Genomic DNA, 17,858 nt, shown 5'->3' on the forward strand with positions numbered 1-17,858 from the left:
GCGTCGGCCACCGCCCGGTGGCCGACGCGGACCTGGGGAACTGCCCGCCCGGCGGCTGGAGTTCACTTGCCGGAGCCGGTGTGGTACCCGACCGGGTCGACGTAGACGTCGGGGGCGTGGCCGCTGGGGGCGGCGACGGTGATGGCCAGGTCACCGAGGTCGACGATCTCCGAGACCCTCTCGTTGGGCGGGGTGACGGCGAGCCTCGTGTAGGTCTTGCCGGATCCGCTGGTGTCGGGGATGTAGTGGAGCAGGAAGCGGGTCTCCTCGCCGTGCGCGATGGTCATGGTGGAGCCGGAGGTGTCGGTACGGGCGGCGTCCGGCCCGGTGTCGCCGAGGCCGTCGGGGCCGATGAGCTGGACGCCCGGGAAGCCGCGCATGCTGCAGCTGCCGGGGCCGGTGTTCCTCATGTTGATGACGATCTGGTTCTTGACCCCGGTGGAAGCGGTGCTGAGGGCGAGATGGTCGGCGTCGCACGCGGAGCCCGATGCCGCGGTCTGGGTCTTGGTGGTGACCTGGCCACTCGTACGGGAGCCGGACGAGGAGGAATTCGGGGCCGGGCTCTTGCCGCCGGTGGAGGAGCCGGAAGCGGAGGAGCCGGAGGCCGAGTCCTGGCTGTCTGTGGTGCTGCCCGCGCTGTTGGAACTGCTCGCGGCGCCGGAATTGCCGGTGTGGGCGGAAGCACTCGAACCGTCGCTGCCGCCGCACGCGGTCAGTGAGAGGCCGGCCGCGGCGACGACGAGGGCGAGGGCGGAGATCTTCTTGACGCGCATCGGTGCTCCTGGGGAGAGGTGTCTCGCTCGCTCGCTCCGGCTGGGCGAGCGTTGTTGTTCTGTGGGATCCCTGCAGCCGGGTGAGTTGTTCTGCACGGAAGCCGATCAAGACGCCCCTGTGACAAGCGAGTCGATACGCCGTTACGGGAACACGGAGGAAACGGGACAGTCCGGGCCCGTTCCGGCCGTCGCGCGGTCCCTGGGGGAGTGATGCGCCGACGGGGCTCACCCGTGGTCACGACCGGGGCGCGGCGGACGCGGGCCCGGCCGGTGGGGTGAGCGCCGGGTGGGCGCAGAGGGGCCGCACCGGGCGACGGCGGTGTGCCGTTGCGCAAGGCGGTGAAGCCCGGGCCGGTTCCGGCTGGGCCGAAACGGCGGCTTCCCCGGCGGACATGGTCCGCCGGGGAAGCCGGAAGCCCGGACCACGGGGGCGGCGCGCCGAGGGTGGCGGCCGCCGGCCTCATGGGAGGGGCCGGTCGGGCCCGCAGAGGGCCGGACGGGTGCTGGGGGAGTCAGCTCGCGTAGAACGGGGTCAGCTCGAACGTGTTGGGCGCGGAACCCACCATGCAGGCGTAGTCCACGATGTCCCCGTGGCTCTTCAGCGCCCGGCCCCAGTTCCCGCAGTCCTCCAGCGAGCCGGTCCCCTTGAGGTCCGCGCCCTGCCTCGGAGCTGCCTGAGCCGCTCCGGCGGCGATGCCGGAGAACGCCAGGACAGTGGCACCGACAACTGCTGCCTTCTTGAGGGTCTTTCGCATTCTTCGCTCCCTTTCGTCTGAGGGCCCGCACGCCGGATGGCGCGCTGCCGCTACTGGTCGGAGACGGACGCGGGACGCCACACGGGTCCGTCTTGCGTACGGGCACGTCAGAAGACGTGCAGATCGTTCGGGTGCCCCGTACCGGGTGGCGCGTAACCGGTGCGGGGCCTTCCACTGTGTTCGATCACCGGCCCGGCGAAAGAGTTCACGCCGACCGGCAGGTCCTTCTGTGACCTGGGTCACCGGTGCGGGGCGGCCCCGGGCGCCGCGGTGCTGTCACGCGTGCCCGACGGGGCGTCAGGGCGCCCGGTCCTGCCCCCGGCGAGGTCGCCGCCCCGGTGGATGTAACGCTTCTGGGCGCCGCGGACTAGTACGGGGTGTAAGGCATCGCACCTTCGACCTGTCTTGAGGAGCCGTCCGTGCCGGAGCATCCGGTAGCACCACCCTCGCGGGACCCGGCCGGGTTCGCCGCGTTCTACGAGCGGCATTTCGACGCCGTGCTCGGTTTCGTCACCCGGCGCGTCGACAACGCGCACCTGGCCGCCGACCTGACGGCGGACATCTTCGTGGCCGCCCTGGAGGGCGCACACACCTACGACGCCCGGCGCGGCGCACCCGTCGCCTGGCTCTACGGCATATCCCGCAACGTCATCCACGCCCACTTCCACGGCGCCGCGCGCGAGCAGCAGGCGGTCGCGCGGATCAGCGGGCGGCGGCTGCTGGACGAAGAGGACGTCAGCGTCATCGAGGCGCGGATCGACGCCGACCGTGCCGCCCGGCAGCTCGCGTCCGCCCACGCCGGTCTCTCCGACCCGCTGCGCCAGGTCCTCGACCTGGTCGTCCTGGACAGGCTCACCGTCCGCGAGGCCGCTCAGGCGCTGGGCATCAGCTCGACCACGGCCCGGGTACGGCTGCACCGCGCCCGCAAGGTCCTGCGCGCCGCGGGCCGGACCCACGCCGCTCCCCACGACACCCTCCTGGAGGCCACCCAGTGAACGCCCCCGTGCACTTCAAGCAGCAGCTCGCCGAAGAGCTGAACGCCCGCGCCGCTTCGCTGTCCGCCCCCGCCGGTCACCGGACCCTGCTCCACATGCCGCGCCGCCGGGTCGCTCTCACCGTAGGGCTCGCCGCGTCGGCCGCTGTGGCGGTCGCCCTGCCGCTGATGTCCGGCTCGCACGGCGCCCAGCAGACCGCGTCGGGACCGCGCAGCACCGCGGGCACCGGCGCCGGAGAGCCGGCCGCGCCGACCTCGCAGGGCACCCCGGGCACCAGCGGCCTGAACATCGTCAACGCCGACTATGCCGTCAAGTCCAAGCCGGGCGGCATGGTCTCCGTGCAACTCTTCGACACGAAGGGCGTGCCCGGCCTGCGGGCCGCGCTGGCCCAGGCCGGTATCCCCGCGACGGTAATGGCGCCATCGGCCTCGTGCCACATCAGCAGTCGCACCGGCGACGGCCCGCACAGCAGCCTCCGGAAGGTGGCGCCGGAGTCCGGCTTCCACAGCAACGGGGCCCGTGACTTCAAGCCCAGCGCCATTGCCCCGGGAGACCACCTGCTGTTCATCGCGGACTCGAAGAGCGGCCCGGTGAACTTGCTGGCCATCAGGCTGGTGCGCGGGCTGCCCAGCTGCGTCACGACCGGCTGAGGGCCGGCCGTGGGGTGACGTACGCATGGCCGGCCCGGTCGCCCTCCACCCCGCAGGTGGAGGGCGACCGGGCTCGAACGGCTCACCCGGCTCGACTCGCCGTCCCGCGCGCCGGGCGTGAAGGTGCGCGGCTGCCGCTCCGTCCTGCTGCCCGGCCCGCTCGAACCCTCCCCATGCGCCGTCGCGTTGCCCCCGGTACGGCGTGAAGAACCGCGCCCGCCGAGTACTTTCCTTATTGGAAAGTATGTGGAATGGTGGCAAGCGATGGCCGGTGAAGACTCTGCGGGAAGCCTGGAGCGCGTGATGGGACAGACCACTGCTGACGAATACCCCTCGGCTGCCGCGCCGTCGGCCGACGAGGCGGCAAGCACTCTGCGGGATGTCGCTGCGGCCGGGGCCCGGGCCCGCGTCCAGGCCCGGAACGTGCCCGGCTGGTTCGGGCCGGTCTACGCGGCCGTCATAGCGGCCTGCTTCTTCGCCGCACGCGCGGCTGCGGACGCGCACAGCCCATGGGTGCTGATCCCGGCCGCGCTGATGCTGCTGACGGCGTACACACTCATCCGGGCCCGGAGGCGGAGCACGGGCGTCAAGATCTTCCTGTTCCCGGCATTCGGGCAGGGGCGCAGGATGCGGCAGTTCATCGCTCTGCTCCAGTTCCTGGCCGCCGTCGCGGTGGCGGACCTGTGCTGGACCCTGGCGGCCGGTTCGTACACGGCCGATCTCGCCGGGACCGCAGTCGTGTTCTTCGGGCTGTGGGCCCTGAGCGTGGGGCGCAGTGCCGCGGCGCGGCGGCAGTTGCGGGAGCGGGTGTGACCACCGAACCGCCCCCGCCGCGAGGGGCGGCAGCTCTCGACGAAGCGCTCCACAACCCGACTCGGCTGGCTGTCGCGGCCTTCCTCTGCGCCTGCGACGAAGCGGAGTTCGCGGCGGTGCGGGACCACTGCCAGGTGTCCGACTCGGTGCTGAGCAAGACCGCGTCGGCCCTGGAGGCCGCCGGGTACATCGAGATCCGCAAGGGCCACGTCGGCAGACGCCCGCGGACCTGGCTCGCCCTCACCGACACCGGCGACCGCGCGCTGGAACGGCACATCGCGGCGTTGCAGGACATCGTCTCCGCAGCCCAGAACGCCGGCGCGAGTGCACAGGCCCGGCCGGCCGTGCCGGGCACGCCTCCGCACTGAGCAGGGCGTCACTGGGCACGGCAGAGGCCCGCCGGCCGGGACGGTGGAACGCCGCAACTGCCGTCGTGCACCCGCCGGGGACCGCCGGCCGGCCCTCAGTAGCGCAGCGAGGCCGACCAGTCCCCCCGGCCCCGGGTCGTGAGGTCGAGGAGGTGCCACACCGGGCTGTACAGGTCGATGCCCCGCTGGTCGATGTCGTCGGACATCCGCGGGTGAACCGAGTAGACGTGGCGTACCGCCCCGTCGTCGTCGCGGGTGAACACGGACACCGTCGAGTCCTGGACGCCCTCCGCGTCCTCGCTGCCCAGGTCGTACTTGAAGGTGTTCGCCCCGGCGCTGAGCAGACGCAGGTTCGCCCACTTCCGGTCCCGGGCGTGTGCGCGGAGCGCGGGCAGGCCGGCCGCGGCGACGATCGCGAGATCGATGTTCTGTGCCAGGTGGCGGGCCACGCCGTTGAGGCCGTCGATCCACATCGTGCACATGGGGCACGGCTCGGTCTGCTTCTTGCCGAACATGAACTGGTAGACGACCAAGTCCCGTCCGGGCCGGGTGAACAGTTCACTCAGGCGGACGGTCCGGACCGGCGCGTCACCGGCCTGCAGATCGGCCGGGCCCTCCTCGAACGCGTAGTCGTCGACGACCGGGCCCGGCGGCAGCCCGCGACGCAGGGCGGCGATCTGTTCGCGGTGGCGCATCAGCTCGATCTCGGCCCGCTGCAGCTCCTCGCGGGCGCTGACGTAGGCGGCCGATTCTCCGGTGAGATTGGTCTGACGCATCGCTACCTCCGGCTGAGCCGCCGTCCGGCGGCCACCTTGTGTTCCGGCCGAGCAGCGTATGCCCGCGCACCGGGCGCGCCGGGGAGCGAAACGGCGGGGTCACTCCGCTGCCGCCGCACGCCGGAGGGCCGCCGCTCCCGAGCGGGGGAGTGGCGGCCCTCAGGCCTGACGTTCACGCGCGGCCGCATGGCCGCGCGCCGGGGATTCAGGGAGCGTTGCTCAGAGGACGCGGACCGCGCCGGTCGGCTGGTCGTAGTCCAGGGGGCGCTCGACCACACCGGAGCTCGGGTTCTGCGCACCGACGAACTGGCCGCCACCGACGTAGATGGCCACGTGGTAAGCGCTGCCCGCGCTGCCCCAGTAGAGGATGTCGCCGGCCTGGAGGTTGCTCAGCGACACCTGGGTGCCCGCGGTCGACTGGCCCTGCGAGACGCGGGGGAGGTCGACGCCGACGTTCTTGTACGCGGCCTGGACGAGACCCGAGCAGTCCCAGGAGCTGGAGCCGGTGCCGCCCATGACGTACGCGTCGCCGAGGTGCGACTTCACGAAGCTCACGATGGACGCGGCGGAGCCTGAGCCCACCGAGGAGCTGGAGGAGCTGCTCGCGGCGGTGGTGACGGCGTGCAGGGCCGTACGGGCGGACGAGCGCGAGGCGCGAGCGGCGGACTCGGCCTTCGCCTTCGCCTCGGCCTTGGCCTTCTCCTCGGCCTTCTTCTTGGCCTCGGCCTTGTGCACGGCGTCGGTCTTGGCCTTCTTGGCCGCCTTGGCGGCGTCCTGGGCCGCGGTGTCCTGCTGAGCCTGCTGCTGCAGGTCGGCTGCGACCTGCTCCGTGACGTCGGCGACCTGGGCCGCGCTGAGGGTGGGCATCTGGATCGTGCTCTCGGTGACCGGCTCGGCCGCGTTCGCCGAACCAGCTGCACCCGCCACGGCGATGGTGCTGAGAACGCCACCGGCAACTCCGGCACGGAGCGCGGTCCTGGCGGCGCTGCTGCGGCGGGGCTTCCGGTGGCTGGGTATGTGAGCGGTGTGGGACATGAGCACTACCGCTATCAGTCATTCCGGTGTGTCTTCAACAAACGTGTGTTGCGCCACAGTTACGACTGGAACACTTCATTCCGGTTGCCTGGGGCCCTTATTGACGCCGAAACGGGCAATACGGGCACCCGCGATCAAGGGCGTGATCATGGGCTTTCTGCAATACGCCCGAATTGCCCGACGCCTACCATCCGTTCACGAGGTTGGCCAAGCCCTGTTTCTTCCGTACCCGGCGCGGGTGAGGCAGGTCACATGTCCGGCGTGAACCGGAGGGTGCCGCTGCTGCGTCCGCGCCCGGCGTCGCGGATCCCCCTCTTTCCGGGGTGCTCGTGAACGCGTGCACGCACTCGTCCGGGCGCCGGATCGCCCCCCGAGTGGAGCCCGGGCGTCGATATCACCCATCCGTGTCCATCACCAATTTGCATGTATGGGCCACCACTTGATAGTGGCGCACGCTCTCGACCAGCGATAACGCAGTGAGATGTCACGTCTCGTGACCACTCGCGTGCTTCACGTATGAAGATCACCGGTCATCCGAGTTGATGATCCTTCGTCAGGTGGTGGAGATCACAAAGGCGTTGTCGTACCCCGTGTCGCAGATCACAGACCGCCGGGCATAGGATGCGGGGCAGTCGGGCTTGTGACCTGCTTCACATATTCGCGATCTTCGTCAGGACGGCGGGGGAGCGAGGCGGACGAGCCGGCCCGATGCGGTCCAACGGTCAAGGACGACTGGAAGGAGCGAGGAGCGTGAATGCCTACGCGCCCATCCTCGTGCTCGGCGCCCTCGGGGCAGGGTTTGCGATCTTCTCCGTGGTCATGGCCACGCTTATCGGTCCCAAGCGCTACAACCGGGCGAAGCTCGAGGCGTACGAGTGCGGTATCGAACCCACACCCACGCCGGCCGGAGGCGGCCGTTTCCCGATCAAGTACTACCTGACGGCGATGCTCTTCATCGTCTTCGACATCGAGATCGTCTTCCTCTACCCCTGGGCGGTCACCTTCGACTCCCTGGGGCTTTTCGGGCTCGTCGAGATGCTGCTCTTCGTGCTCACCGTCTTCGTCGCCTACGCGTATGTGTGGCGGCGCGGCGGTCTGGAATGGGACTGAGGGGCTGAGGAGCACACCATGGGACTCGAAGAGAAGCTGCCGAGCGGATTTCTGCTGACCACCGTGGAGCAGGCCGCCGGCTGGGTGCGGAAGTCCTCCGTCTTCCCGGCCACCTTCGGCCTCGCCTGTTGCGCCATCGAGATGATGACGACGGGTGCGGGCCGCTACGACCTCGCGCGGTTCGGTATGGAGGTCTTCCGCGGTTCGCCGCGGCAGGCGGATCTGATGATCGTGGCAGGGCGGGTGAGCCAGAAGATGGCGCCCGTCCTGCGGCAGGTCTATGACCAGATGCCCAACCCCAAGTGGGTCATTTCCATGGGGGTTTGTGCATCTTCAGGCGGTATGTTCAACAATTACGCAATTGTTCAGGGTGTCGATCATATCGTCCCGGTTGATATCTATTTGCCCGGTTGCCCGCCGCGTCCCGAGATGCTGATGGACGCCATCCTCAAGCTCCACCAGAAGATCCAGAGCTCCAAGCTCGGGGTCAACCAGGTCGAAGCGGCCCGTGAGGCGGAGGAGGCGGCCCTCAAGGCGCTCCCGACGATCGAGATGAAGGGGCTGCTGCGGTGAGCGGCGACGAAGAGCAGCGCGAGGAGAACGGCGCGGCGCCCGCCCCGCGCGGCGAAGCCGGTGAGGTCATCGGCGTACGCAAGGGCATGTTCGGCGCCCGCAACGGCGGGGACACCAGCGGATACGGCGGTCTCGTACGGACCGTCGCCCTGCCCGGCGCCACGAACCGGCCCTACGGCGGCTGGTTCGACGAGGTCGCCGACGAGCTGGAGGGCGCGCTGGAGGAACAGGGGCTCGTCCCCGGGAACGCCATCGAGAAGACGGTCGTCGACCGGAACGAGCTCACCTTCCACATCGACCGTGAGCACCTGCTGACCGTGGCGAGCACGCTGCGCGACGATCCGGCCCTGCGCTTCGAACTCTGCACCGGCGTGAGCGCCGTGCACTTCCCCGGTGACAAGGGCCGCGAACTCCACGCGGTCTACCACCTGCGCTCGGTCACCCACGGCCGGCTGATCCGGCTCGAGGTCGGCGCACCGGACGCGGATCCGCACGTTCCGTCGCTGGTCGCCGTCTACCCGACGAACGACTGGCACGAGCGCGAGGTCTACGACTTCTTCGGCCTGATCTTCGACGGCCACCCCGCCCTCACCCGGATCATGATGCCGGACGACTGGCAGGGCTTTCCGCAGCGCAAGGACTACCCCCTGGGCGGGATCGCCATCGAGTACAAGGGCGCCCAGATCCCTGCTCCGGACCAGCGGAGGTCGTACACCTGATGACCACTTCCAGTGAAGCTCCCCACGCTTCGGCCCGCGAGACGACCGAGGGGACTGTATATACAGTCACCGGTGGCGACTGGGACGAGGTCGTCCAGTCCGCGGCCAAGGCCGACGACGAGCGCATCGTCGTCAACATGGGACCGCAGCACCCGTCGACCCACGGTGTGCTCCGGCTCATCCTGGAGATCGACGGCGAGACGGTCACCGAGGCCCGCTGCGGCATCGGCTACCTGCACACCGGCATCGAGAAGAACCTCGAATACCGGACCTGGACGCAGGGCACCACGTTCGTCACGCGCATGGACTATCTGACGCCGTTCTTCAACGAGACGGCGTACTGCCTGGGCGTCGAGAAGCTGCTCGGCATCGAGGAGCAGATCCCCGACCGCGCATCGGTCATCCGGGTCCTCCTGATGGAGCTCAACCGGCTCTCCTCGCACCTGGTGGCCATCGCCACCGGCGGTATGGAGCTCGGCGCGACGACGATCATGATCTACGGCTTCCGCGACCGTGAACTCGTCCTCGACATCTTCGAGCTGATCACCGGGCTGCGGATGAACCACGCGTTCGTCCGGCCCGGCGGACTGGCCCAGGACCTGCCGCCAGGCGCCATCGACCAGCTGCGCGAGTTCCTCAGGACGATGCGCAAGAACCTGCCGGAGTACGACAAGCTCGCCACCGGCAACCCGATCTTCAAGGCGCGTATGCAGGACGTCGGCTATCTCGACCTGGCCGGCTGCATGGCGCTCGGCGCGACCGGCCCCATCCTGCGTTCCGCGGGCCTCCCGCACGACCTGCGCAAGACCGACCCGTACTGCGGCTATGAGAACTACGAGTTCGACGTGCCGACCGCGGACACCTGCGACTCGTACGGCCGCTTCCTGGTCCGCCTCGAAGAGATGCGCCAGTCACTGCGGATCGTCGAGCAGTGCCTGGACCGGCTGGAGCCGGGCCCGGTCATGGTCGCCGACAAGAAGATCGCCTGGCCTGCGCAGCTCGCGCTCGGACCGGACGGACTGGGCAACTCGCTCGACCACATCAAGAACATCATGGGCACCTCCATGGAGGCCCTGATCCACCACTTCAAGCTGGTCACCGAGGGCTTCCGGGTCCCGGCCGGGCAGGCGTACACCGCGGTCGAGTCGCCCAAGGGCGAACTGGGCGTCCACATGGTCTCGGACGGCGGCACCCGCCCCTACCGGGTCCACTTCCGCGACCCGTCCTTCACCAATCTCCAGGCGATGGCGGCGATGTGCGAAGGCGGCCAGGTCGCCGACGTCATCGTCGCCGTCGCGTCCATCGACCCCGTGATGGGAGGCGTCGACCGATGACGGAAGCTCATTCGGCGGCTCCGGCGGCAACGGCCGCCCCGACGAGTCTGGGCATGCCCCAGCTCCCCGCCCCCGATTACCCGGCCGACGTGCGCGCCAGGCTCGACGCGGACGCCAAGGAGATCATCGCCCGCTACCCCGGCAGCAGGTCCGCGCTGCTCCCGCTGCTGCACCTGGTGCAGGCCGAGGAGGGGTACGTCACCCGGACCGGCGTCCGCTTCTGCGCGGAGTCGCTCGGCCTGACCACCGCCGAGGTCACCGCCGTCTCCACCTTCTACTCGATGTACCGGCGTGAGCCGGGCGGCGACTACCAGGTGGGCGTCTGCACCAACACGCTCTGCGCGGTGATGGGCGGCGACGCCATCTACTCCGCGCTCCGCGAGCACCTCGACGTCGGCGACGGCGAGACCACCGGGGACGGCAAGGTCACGCTGGAGCACATCGAGTGCAACGCGGCCTGCGACTTCGCGCCGGTCCTGATGGTCAACTGGGAGTTCTTCGACAACCAGACGGTCGAGTCGGCGAAGCAGCTGGTCGACGACCTCCGGCAGGGGCAGCAGGTCACCCCGACCCGGGGCGCGCCGCTCTGCACCCACCGGGAGACCTCCCGGATCCTGGCCGGCTTCCCCGACGAGCGCGAAGGGGCGGTCGAGTCGACCGGCGGCGCGGGCCACGCCTCCCTGGTGGGCCTGCGGCTCGCCAAGGGCGAGGTTCCGCAGCCGCGCGTGGTCTCCCCGCGCGGCGGGTCCCCGAAGGCTCCGCCCCAGCCCGGATCCGAGCACCTCAGCTCGCACGACGCACCGCAGCAGACCTCGGCCTCCGACCCGGAGAACCCGGCGGGCCCCGCGGCCGAGGAGGGGGAGTGATGAGCGTGGCAACCGAGCTCAACGGCGCCGGGAACGGCGAGGGCGACGGCGAGACCAGCCCCGAGAAGCTGCTCACCCCCGTCCTCTCGGCCTTCTGGGACCAGCCGGACTCCTGGACCCTGGAGACGTACCAGCGGCACGACGGGTACGAGGGGCTGAAGAAGGCCCTCGCCATGGCGCCCGACGACCTCATCGCCTACGTCAAGGACTCCGGTCTGCGCGGCCGCGGCGGCGCGGGCTTCCCCACCGGGATGAAGTGGCAGTTCATCCCGCAGGGCGACGGAAAGCCGCACTACCTCGTCGTGAACGCCGACGAATCGGAGCCGGGGACCTGCAAGGACATCCCCCTCCTCTTCGCCAACCCGCACTCCCTCATCGAGGGCATCGTGATCGCCTGCTACGCGATCAGGTCCTCGCACGCCTTCATCTATCTGCGCGGCGAAGTCGTCCCCGTACTGCGGCGGCTGCACGAGGCCGTGCGTGAGGCGTACGCGGCGGGATACCTCGGCAAGGACATCCTGGGCAGCGGCCTCGACCTCGAACTCACCGTGCACGCCGGGGCGGGCGCCTACATCTGCGGTGAGGAGACCGCGCTGCTCGACTCCCTGGAGGGCCGCCGCGGCCAGCCCAGGCTCCGGCCCCCCTTCCCCGCTGTCGCCGGGCTCTACGCATGTCCCACTGTGGTGAACAACGTGGAGTCCATCGCGTCGGTTCCCGCGATCCTGAACCGGGGCAAGGACTGGTTCAAGTCGATGGGCACCGAGAAGTCCGCCGGCTTCACGCTGTACTCGCTCAGCGGGCACGTCACCAGCCCGGGACAGTACGAGGCGCCGCTGGGCATCACACTGCGCCAGCTGCTCGACATGAGCGGCGGGATCCGGCACGGCCACCGGCTCAAGTTCTGGACGCCGGGGGGCTCTTCGACCCCGATGTTCACCGACGAGCACCTCGACGTACCGCTCGACTACGAGGGCGTGGGCGCCGCCGGATCGATGCTCGGCACCAAGGCGCTCCAGTGCTTCGACGAGACGACCTGCGTGGTGCGGGCCGTCACACGGTGGACCGAGTTCTACGCGCACGAGTCCTGCGGCAAGTGCACGCCCTGCCGTGAAGGGACGTACTGGCTCGTCCAGTTGCTCCGTGACATCGAAGCCGGGAAGGGCGAGATGTCCGACCTCGACAAGCTCAACGACATCGCCGACAACATCAACGGCAAGTCGTTCTGCGCGCTCGGCGACGGCGCCGCCTCGCCGATCTTCTCCTCGCTCAAGTACTTCCGCGAGGAGTACGAGCAGCACATCACAGGCAAGGGCTGCCCCCTCGACCCGGAGCGGTCGACCGTCTGGGCCGACGAACCCCGTCACACCTCGGAGGTGAACGCATGACAGTCACGACGAACAGTGCTCCCTCCGGGGGCGGCGAGGCCGCGGTCCCGCCCGAGGACCTCGTGTCGCTGACCATCGACGGCATCGGGATCTCCGTCCCCAAGGGAACCCTGGTCATCCGGGCCGCCGAACAGCTCGGCATCGAGATCCCGCGCTTCTGCGACCACCCGCTCCTCGACCCCGCCGGCGCCTGTCGCCAGTGCATCGTCGAGGTCGAGGGCCAGCGCAAGCCGATGGCCTCCTGCACCATCACCTGCACCGACGGCATGGTCGTCAAGTCGCAGCTCACCTCGCAGGTCGCGGAGAAGGCCCAGCACGGTGTGATGGAGCTGCTCCTCATCAACCACCCGCTGGACTGCCCGGTCTGCGACAAGGGCGGCGAGTGCCCCCTGCAGAACCAGGCCATGTCGCACGGCAACTCCGACTCCCGGTTCGACGGCAAGAAGCGGACCTTCGAGAAGCCCGTACCGATCTCCACCCAGGTGCTGCTCGACCGCGAGCGGTGCGTGCTCTGCGCCCGCTGCACCCGCTTCTCCAACCAGGTCGCCGGCGACCCGATGATCGAGCTGATCGAGCGCGGGGCGCTCCAGCAGGTCGGCACCGGCGAGGGCGACCCGTTCGAGTCGTACTTCTCCGGCAACACCATCCAGATCTGCCCGGTCGGCGCGCTGACATCGGCGGCCTACCGGTTCCGCTCCCGCCCCTTCGACCTGGTGTCGTCGCCGTCGGTGTGCGAGCACTGCGCGGGCGGCTGCGCCTCGCGCACCGACCACCGGCGCGGCAAGGTCATGCGGCGGCTCGCCGCCAACGACCCCGAGGTCAACGAGGAGTGGCTCTGCGACAAGGGGCGCTTCGCCTTCCGCTACGCCCAGCGCCCCGACCGGCTCACCACGCCGCTCGTACGGAACGAGGACGGTGTCCTGGAGCCGGCGAGCTGGCCCGAGGCGCTGGAGCGGGCCGCACACGGCCTGGCGGCGGCGCGCGGCCGGACCGGCGTGCTGACCGGCGGGCGCCTCACGGTCGAGGACGCCTACGCCTACGCCAAGTTCGCGCGGATCGCCCTCGACACCAACGACGTCGACTTCCGCGCCCGGGTGCACTCCGCCGAGGAGGCCGACTTCCTGGCCGCCCGGGTCGCGGGCCGCGGCAGGGACCTCGACGGCAGCGGTGTCACCAACACCTCACTGGAACAGGCCCCGGCCGTCCTGCTCGCCGGATTCGAGTCCGAGGAGGAGGCCCCCGGCATCTTCCTGCGGCTGCGCAAGGCGCACCGCAAGCACGGGCAGCGCACGTTCTCCCTCGCCACGCACACCACCCGCGGCCTGGAGAAGGCGGGCGGCACCCTGCTGGCCACCGCGCCCGGCACCGAGACCGAGTGGCTGGACGCCATCGCGGGCGGGGTCGGCCTGGACGACGCGGGCCAGCAGGCCGCCGAAGCCCTCCGTGCGGAAGGCGCGGTGATCGTCGTCGGTGAACGGCTCGCCGCCGTACCCGGCGCGCTCACCGCGGCCGTGCGCACCGCCGCCGCCACCGGCGCGACCCTCGTATGGGTGCCCCGCAGGGCCGGGGAGCGCGGCGCCATCGAGGCGGGCGCGCTTCCCGCGCTGCTGCCCGGCGGGCGACCCGCCACGGACCCGCGGGCCCGCGAGGAGGTGGCCGCGGTCTGGGGCGTACGCGAACTCCCGCACCGCTTCGGCCGGGACACCGGTCAGATCCTCGAAGCAGCCGCGACCGGCGAGCTGGGCGCCCTGCTCGTCGCGGGTGTCGAGACCGCTGACCTCCCCGACCCCGCGGGCGCGGAGGAAGCGCTCGACAAGGTCGGCTTCCTGGTCTCGCTCGAACTGCGGCCCAGCGCGGTCACCGACCGGGCCGACGTGGTCCTCCCGGTGGCCGCCGTGGCCGAGAAGGCGGGCACCTTCCTCAACTGGGAGGGCCGGGTGCGGATGTTCGAGGCGGCGCTCAAGCCGGAGCAGATGACGCGCGCGCTGGCCCCCGCCGACTCGCGGGTGCTCCACATGCTCGCCGACGCCCTGGCCCAGGCCGCGGGCGCCGACCGGATCAGCCGCTTCGCGCTGCCGGACATCAAGGCCGTACGCAACGAGATGGACCGGCTCGGCGCCTGGACAGGACCGTACGCCGGCACCCCGTCCGGCACGGCTTCGGCGCTGCCCCGGCCCGCCGGGGGCGAGGCCGTGCTCGCGGGCCACCGGCTGCTGCTCGACCAGGGGCTGCTCCAGCAGGGCGACGACGCGCTGGCCGGCACCCGGCACGCCGCGGTCGCCCGGCTGTCGGCGACGACCGCAGGGGAGACCGGGGTCAAGGACGGCGACGTCCTCGCCGTCACCGGCCCGTCGGGCGACGTACTGCTGCCGCTCCAGGTCACCGACATGCCGGACCGCGTGGTCTGGCTCCCGCTGAACTCGACGGGCGGCGGCGTCCTGCGCGACACCGGCGCCCGGCCGGGCGAACTGGTGCGGATCTCCGCCGCACCGCCCGCACCCGCCGCACCCGCGGCCACGACGGAGGTGGAGGCGTGACGAACTACTACCTCGCAGCGACCGAGGACCTGTCGATGTTCGGACGGGACCCCTGGTGGCTGGTCGTCATCAAGGCCGTCTTCTGCTTCGCCTTCCTGATGATCACCGTGCTCTTCTCCATCGTGTGGGAGCGCAAGGTCGTCGCCTGGATGCAGCTGCGCATCGGCCCCAACCGGCACGGCCCCTGGGGCATGCTCCAGTCGCTCGCCGACGGCATGAAACTGATGCTGAAGGAAGACCTGATCGTCAAGCGGGCGGACAAGTTCGTCTACGTCCTCGCGCCTGTCGTGGCCGCGGTGCCCGCCTTCATGGCGATCGCGGTGATCCCCTTCGGCCCCTCCGACAACGAGGTGTCGATCTTCGGGCACCGCACGGCGATGCAGCTCACCGACCTGCCGATCGCGATGCTCTACATCCTCGCCGTCGCATCGGTCGGTATCTACGGCATCGTCCTCGCCGGCTGGTCGTCCGGGTCGACGTACCCGCTGCTCGGCGGACTCCGCTCCTGCGCGCAGATGATCAGCTACGAGATCGCGATGGGCGCCGCCTTCGCCTCCGTCTTCCTCTACTCGGGGTCGATGTCGACCTCGGCGATCGTGGACGCGCAGAAGGACCGCTGGTTCATCGTGCTGCTGCCGGTCTCCTTCATCATCTACATCGTCACGATGATCGGTGAGACCAACCGCGCCCCGTTCGACATGCCGGAGTCCGAGGGCGACCTGGTCGGTGGCTTCAACACCGAGTACTCGTCCATCAAGTTCGCGATGTTCATGCTCGCCGAGTACGTCAACATGGTCACCGTCTCGGCGGTCTCCGCGACGCTCTTCCTGGGCGGCTGGCGGGCCCCGTGGCCGATCTCCACCTTCTGGGAGGGCGCGAACCACGGCTGGTGGCCGATGCTCTGGTTCGTCATCAAGGTCCAGCTCCTCCTCTTCTTCTTCATCTGGCTGCGCGGCACGCTTCCGCGGGTGCGCTACGACCAGTTGATGAAGCTGGGCTGGAAGGTCCTCATCCCGGTCTCCGTGGTCTGGCTGATGCTCGTGGCGACCGTCCGGGCCCTGCGCAACGACAACTACGACTACTCCCGGATCGTGCTCTACGGGGCCGGGGCGGTCGTGGCGGTCCTGCTGCTCTCCTTCGTCTACGACATCTTCCGCGACAAGCAGGCGAAGCAGGAGAAGGCGGCGGAGGAAGCGGCGGGCCCGGGTCCGGACTTCGACCCGATGGCGGGCGGCTACCCCGTGCCGCCGCTGCCGGGGCAGACCCTTCCGCCGGTACCCCGGCGGCGCTCGCGCACCGAGCGGGAGCTGATTGTCAGTGGTGGCGTGGACACTGTGAGTGACGGAAAGGAGGCCGGCGATGCCTGACCGCTCTACTGGGGCTTCTGGGGACGAGGCCCCCAAGACTCCGTGGCAGAACCCGGTGGCCGGCTTCGGCGTGACCTTCAAGGCCATGTTCAAGAAGCGGCTGACCGAGCAGTACCCGGAGCAGGAGAAGACGACGGCGCCGCGCTTCCACGGGCGGCACCAGCTCAACCGGCATCCGGACGGGCTGGAGAAGTGCATCGGGTGCGAGCTGTGCGCCTGGGCCTGTCCGGCGGACGCGATCTACGTGGAGGGCGCGGACAACACCGAGGAGGAGCGCTACTCCCCGGGCGAGCGGTACGGCCGCGTCTACCAGATCAACTACGCCCGCTGCATCCTGTGCGGACTCTGTATCGAGGCCTGCCCGACCAGGGCGCTCACGATGACCAACGAGTTCGAGCTGGCCGACAGCACCCGCGCCAACCTGATCTACACCAAGGAGCAGCTGCTCGCCGGTCTGGACGAGGGCATGGTCGACTCCCCTCACTCGATCTTCCCCGGCACCGACGAACAGGACTACTACCGGGGCCTGGTGACCGAGGCCGCTCCCGGCACCGTCCGCCAGGCCGCGGTCTCCAAGGGCGAACCGGCCGCGGCGGACACGCCGGCGGACCGGGCGCCGAACGAGGAGGCACAGGCGTGAACTACCTGACCTCCACCGGCGAGGCGTTCCAGTTCTGGGTGCTGGGCACCGTCGCCGTGATCGGCGCGCTGGCCACCGTGCTGATGCGGCGCGCCGTGCACAGCGCGCTGAGCCTCGCCGGAACCATGATCATCCTGGCGGTGTTCTACCTCGCCAACGGCGCGTACTTCCTGGGCATCGTCCAGATCGTCGTCTACACCGGCGCGATCATGATGCTCTTCCTCTTCGTGGTCATGCTGGTCGGCGTCACCGCCGCCGACTCGCTCAAGGAGACCATCAAGGGGCAGCGCTGGCTGGCCGTGCTCTGCGGGCTCGGGTTCGGCATCCTGCTGATCGCCGGAATCGCCAACGCGTCGCTCACGACCTTCACCGGCCTGGGCAAGGCCAACGCCAACGGCAACGTGCAGGGCCTCGCCGCCCTCATCTTCACCAAGTACGTCTTCGCCTTCGAGATCACCGGCGCACTGCTCATCACCGCGGCCGTCGGCGCGATGGTGCTCACCCACCGGGAGCGCACCGAGCAGGCGAAGACCCAGCGGCAGATGTCCGAGGACCGCGTACGCAGCAAGCAGCTGCCGCCGCTGCCCGCCCCCGGCGTCTACGCCCGGCACAACGCGGTGGACGTCGCCGGGCTGCTCCCGGACGGGACCCCGTCGGAGCTCACCGTCATGCAGACGCTGCGTCAGCGCGGGCAGATCCGCGACGTGTCGAGCGAGGCCATGGCGAATCTCAAGGCGCTGGAACAGCGCTCCGAGGAGCGCCTCGGCCGCACGGCAGGCCACGGCCACGACGCCGGCGTCCCCGATGACGGCGGCCGTGCGGAGCGCGACCGGCTCGACCGCGAAGAGGAGGAGGCGAAGTGAATCCGGTCAACTATCTCTATCTCGCCTCGCTGTTGTTCACCATCGGCGCGGCCGGGGTGCTGATCAGGCGGAACGCCATCGTGGTCTTCATGTGTGTGGAGCTGATGCTCAACGCCTGCAACCTGGCGTTCGTCGCCTTCTCCCGTATGCACGGAAACCTGGACGGCCAGATCATCGCCTTCTTCACGATGGTCGTCGCCGCCGCGGAGGTCGTGGTCGGGCTCGCGATCATCGTGTCGCTCTTCCGTTCCCGCCACTCGGCCTCGGTCGACGACGCCAGCCTGATGAAGCTGTAAGGG

At 70.1% G+C, this 17,858-nt stretch carries 19 protein-coding genes; 15 read left to right on the top strand and 4 right to left on the bottom strand.

Annotated elements, in window-relative coordinates:
* Window positions 1-62: 62 nt before the first annotated feature.
* Together OG917_RS20335 and OG917_RS20340 are read right to left on the bottom strand one after the other, a co-directional pair.
* Entirely contained in the window at window positions 63-773 is a 711-nt protein-coding gene (locus tag OG917_RS20335) for a DUF4232 domain-containing protein (protein WP_328319041.1), read from the bottom strand.
* A 512-nt stretch (window positions 774-1,285) separates the two neighbouring features.
* Window positions 1,286-1,528 carry a hypothetical protein gene (locus tag OG917_RS20340; protein WP_328319042.1) on the bottom strand — a complete coding sequence of 81 codons (243 nt, stop codon included), beginning with the start codon at window positions 1,526-1,528 and terminating at the stop codon, window positions 1,286-1,288.
* Window positions 1,529-1,947: 419 nt separating this feature from the next.
* On the opposite strand from OG917_RS20340, the gene OG917_RS20345 reads away from it, so the two are divergent.
* From OG917_RS20345 to OG917_RS20360, 4 genes are all read left to right on the top strand, one after another.
* A complete protein-coding gene (locus OG917_RS20345; RefSeq protein ID WP_328319043.1) occupies window positions 1,948-2,523 on the top strand; it encodes an RNA polymerase sigma factor in 576 nt (191 codons plus the stop codon).
* Entirely contained in the window at window positions 2,520-3,173 is a 654-nt protein-coding gene (locus OG917_RS20350; RefSeq protein ID WP_328319044.1) for a hypothetical protein, read from the top strand. The genes OG917_RS20345 and OG917_RS20350 overlap by 4 nt, the downstream gene beginning before the upstream one ends.
* Before the next feature lie 303 nt (window positions 3,174-3,476).
* Entirely contained in the window at window positions 3,477-3,986 is a 510-nt protein-coding gene (locus OG917_RS20355; RefSeq protein WP_328319045.1) for a hypothetical protein, read from the top strand.
* Window positions 3,983-4,354 carry a winged helix-turn-helix domain-containing protein gene (locus OG917_RS20360; protein WP_328319046.1) on the top strand — a complete coding sequence of 124 codons (372 nt, stop codon included), beginning with the start codon at window positions 3,983-3,985 and terminating at the stop codon, window positions 4,352-4,354. The genes OG917_RS20355 and OG917_RS20360 overlap by 4 nt, the downstream gene beginning before the upstream one ends.
* Window positions 4,355-4,449: 95 nt before the next feature.
* Here the strand turns inward: OG917_RS20360 and OG917_RS20365 are convergent, their stop codons facing one another.
* Window positions 4,450-5,130, bottom strand: coding sequence for a DUF899 family protein (locus OG917_RS20365; RefSeq protein ID WP_328319047.1), 681 nt, complete (start codon window positions 5,128-5,130; stop codon window positions 4,450-4,452).
* Between the two features lie 219 nt (window positions 5,131-5,349).
* A complete protein-coding gene (locus OG917_RS20370) occupies window positions 5,350-6,165 on the bottom strand; it encodes a C40 family peptidase (RefSeq protein ID WP_328319048.1) in 816 nt (271 codons plus the stop codon).
* Between the two features lie 750 nt (window positions 6,166-6,915).
* Here OG917_RS20370 and OG917_RS20375 point away from each other — a divergent pair.
* From OG917_RS20375 to nuoK, 11 genes are read left to right on the top strand one after another with little or no spacing between them, the layout of a single operon-like run.
* A complete protein-coding gene (locus OG917_RS20375) occupies window positions 6,916-7,275 on the top strand; it encodes an NADH-quinone oxidoreductase subunit A (RefSeq protein ID WP_250299117.1) in 360 nt (119 codons plus the stop codon).
* Between the two features lie 18 nt (window positions 7,276-7,293).
* On the top strand, window positions 7,294-7,848 hold the full coding sequence (locus tag OG917_RS20380; protein WP_328319049.1) for a NuoB/complex I 20 kDa subunit family protein: 555 nt from the start codon (window positions 7,294-7,296) through the stop codon (window positions 7,846-7,848).
* Window positions 7,845-8,567, top strand: coding sequence for an NADH-quinone oxidoreductase subunit C (locus OG917_RS20385; protein WP_328319050.1), 723 nt, complete (start codon window positions 7,845-7,847; stop codon window positions 8,565-8,567). The genes OG917_RS20380 and OG917_RS20385 overlap by 4 nt, the downstream gene beginning before the upstream one ends.
* Window positions 8,567-9,901, top strand: a complete 1,335-nt coding sequence (locus OG917_RS20390; RefSeq protein WP_328319051.1) for an NADH-quinone oxidoreductase subunit D — start codon at window positions 8,567-8,569, stop codon at window positions 9,899-9,901. Before OG917_RS20385 ends, OG917_RS20390 begins: the two co-directional genes overlap by 1 nt.
* Before the next feature lie 53 nt (window positions 9,902-9,954).
* Complete coding sequence (gene nuoE, locus OG917_RS20395) at window positions 9,955-10,767, top strand: NADH-quinone oxidoreductase subunit NuoE (protein WP_328322042.1); 813 nt, start codon at window positions 9,955-9,957, stop codon at window positions 10,765-10,767.
* Window positions 10,767-12,152: an NADH-quinone oxidoreductase subunit NuoF gene (gene nuoF, locus OG917_RS20400; protein WP_328319052.1), complete on the top strand. Its 1,386-nt coding sequence runs from the start codon at window positions 10,767-10,769 to the stop codon at window positions 12,150-12,152. Before nuoE ends, nuoF begins: the two co-directional genes overlap by 1 nt.
* Complete coding sequence (locus tag OG917_RS20405) at window positions 12,149-14,689, top strand: NADH-quinone oxidoreductase subunit G (RefSeq protein ID WP_328319053.1); 2,541 nt, start codon at window positions 12,149-12,151, stop codon at window positions 14,687-14,689. Before nuoF ends, OG917_RS20405 begins: the two co-directional genes overlap by 4 nt.
* A gap of 35 nt (window positions 14,690-14,724) precedes the next feature.
* On the top strand, window positions 14,725-16,056 hold the full coding sequence (gene nuoH, locus OG917_RS20410; RefSeq protein ID WP_328322043.1) for an NADH-quinone oxidoreductase subunit NuoH: 1,332 nt from the start codon (window positions 14,725-14,727) through the stop codon (window positions 16,054-16,056).
* The gene (nuoI, locus tag OG917_RS20415; RefSeq protein WP_328319054.1) at window positions 16,049-16,696 is read left to right on the top strand and encodes an NADH-quinone oxidoreductase subunit NuoI; all 648 of its coding nucleotides are present in this window, start codon (window positions 16,049-16,051) and stop codon (window positions 16,694-16,696) included. Before nuoH ends, nuoI begins: the two co-directional genes overlap by 8 nt.
* Window positions 16,693-17,559 (top strand): NADH-quinone oxidoreductase subunit J, encoded by an 867-nt coding sequence (locus OG917_RS20420; RefSeq protein WP_328319055.1) that lies wholly within the window; start codon window positions 16,693-16,695, stop codon window positions 17,557-17,559. The genes nuoI and OG917_RS20420 overlap by 4 nt, the downstream gene beginning before the upstream one ends.
* Window positions 17,556-17,855, top strand: a complete 300-nt coding sequence (gene nuoK / locus OG917_RS20425; RefSeq protein ID WP_129773108.1) for an NADH-quinone oxidoreductase subunit NuoK — start codon at window positions 17,556-17,558, stop codon at window positions 17,853-17,855. Before OG917_RS20420 ends, nuoK begins: the two co-directional genes overlap by 4 nt.
* Window positions 17,856-17,858: the final 3 nt, after the last annotated feature.

Source organism: Streptomyces sp. NBC_00388 (assembly GCF_036061255.1).
In the GTDB taxonomy this organism is placed as follows: domain Bacteria; phylum Actinomycetota; class Actinomycetes; order Streptomycetales; family Streptomycetaceae; genus Streptomyces.

Bases quoted from the DNA above. Each gene is read 5' to 3' on its own strand.
- nuoH (WP_328322043.1), top strand. From the start codon at position 14,725: ATGTTCGGACGGGACCCCTGGTGGCTGGTCGTCATCAAGGCCGTCTTC.
- OG917_RS20335 (WP_328319041.1), bottom strand. From the start codon at position 773: ATGCGCGTCAAGAAGATCTCCGCCCTCGCCCTCGTCGTCGCCGCGGCC.
- OG917_RS20405 (WP_328319053.1), top strand. From the start codon at position 12,149: ATGACAGTCACGACGAACAGTGCTCCCTCCGGGGGCGGCGAGGCCGCG.
- nuoI (WP_328319054.1), top strand. From the start codon at position 16,049: ATGCCTGACCGCTCTACTGGGGCTTCTGGGGACGAGGCCCCCAAGACT.
- OG917_RS20340 (WP_328319042.1), bottom strand. From the start codon at position 1,528: ATGCGAAAGACCCTCAAGAAGGCAGCAGTTGTCGGTGCCACTGTCCTG.
- OG917_RS20370 (WP_328319048.1), bottom strand. From the start codon at position 6,165: ATGTCCCACACCGCTCACATACCCAGCCACCGGAAGCCCCGCCGCAGC.
- nuoE (WP_328322042.1), top strand. From the start codon at position 9,955: ATGCCCCAGCTCCCCGCCCCCGATTACCCGGCCGACGTGCGCGCCAGG.
- OG917_RS20390 (WP_328319051.1), top strand. From the start codon at position 8,567: ATGACCACTTCCAGTGAAGCTCCCCACGCTTCGGCCCGCGAGACGACC.
- OG917_RS20365 (WP_328319047.1), bottom strand. From the start codon at position 5,130: ATGCGTCAGACCAATCTCACCGGAGAATCGGCCGCCTACGTCAGCGCC.
- OG917_RS20380 (WP_328319049.1), top strand. From the start codon at position 7,294: ATGGGACTCGAAGAGAAGCTGCCGAGCGGATTTCTGCTGACCACCGTG.
- nuoF (WP_328319052.1), top strand. From the start codon at position 10,767: ATGAGCGTGGCAACCGAGCTCAACGGCGCCGGGAACGGCGAGGGCGAC.
- OG917_RS20355 (WP_328319045.1), top strand. From the start codon at position 3,477: ATGGGACAGACCACTGCTGACGAATACCCCTCGGCTGCCGCGCCGTCG.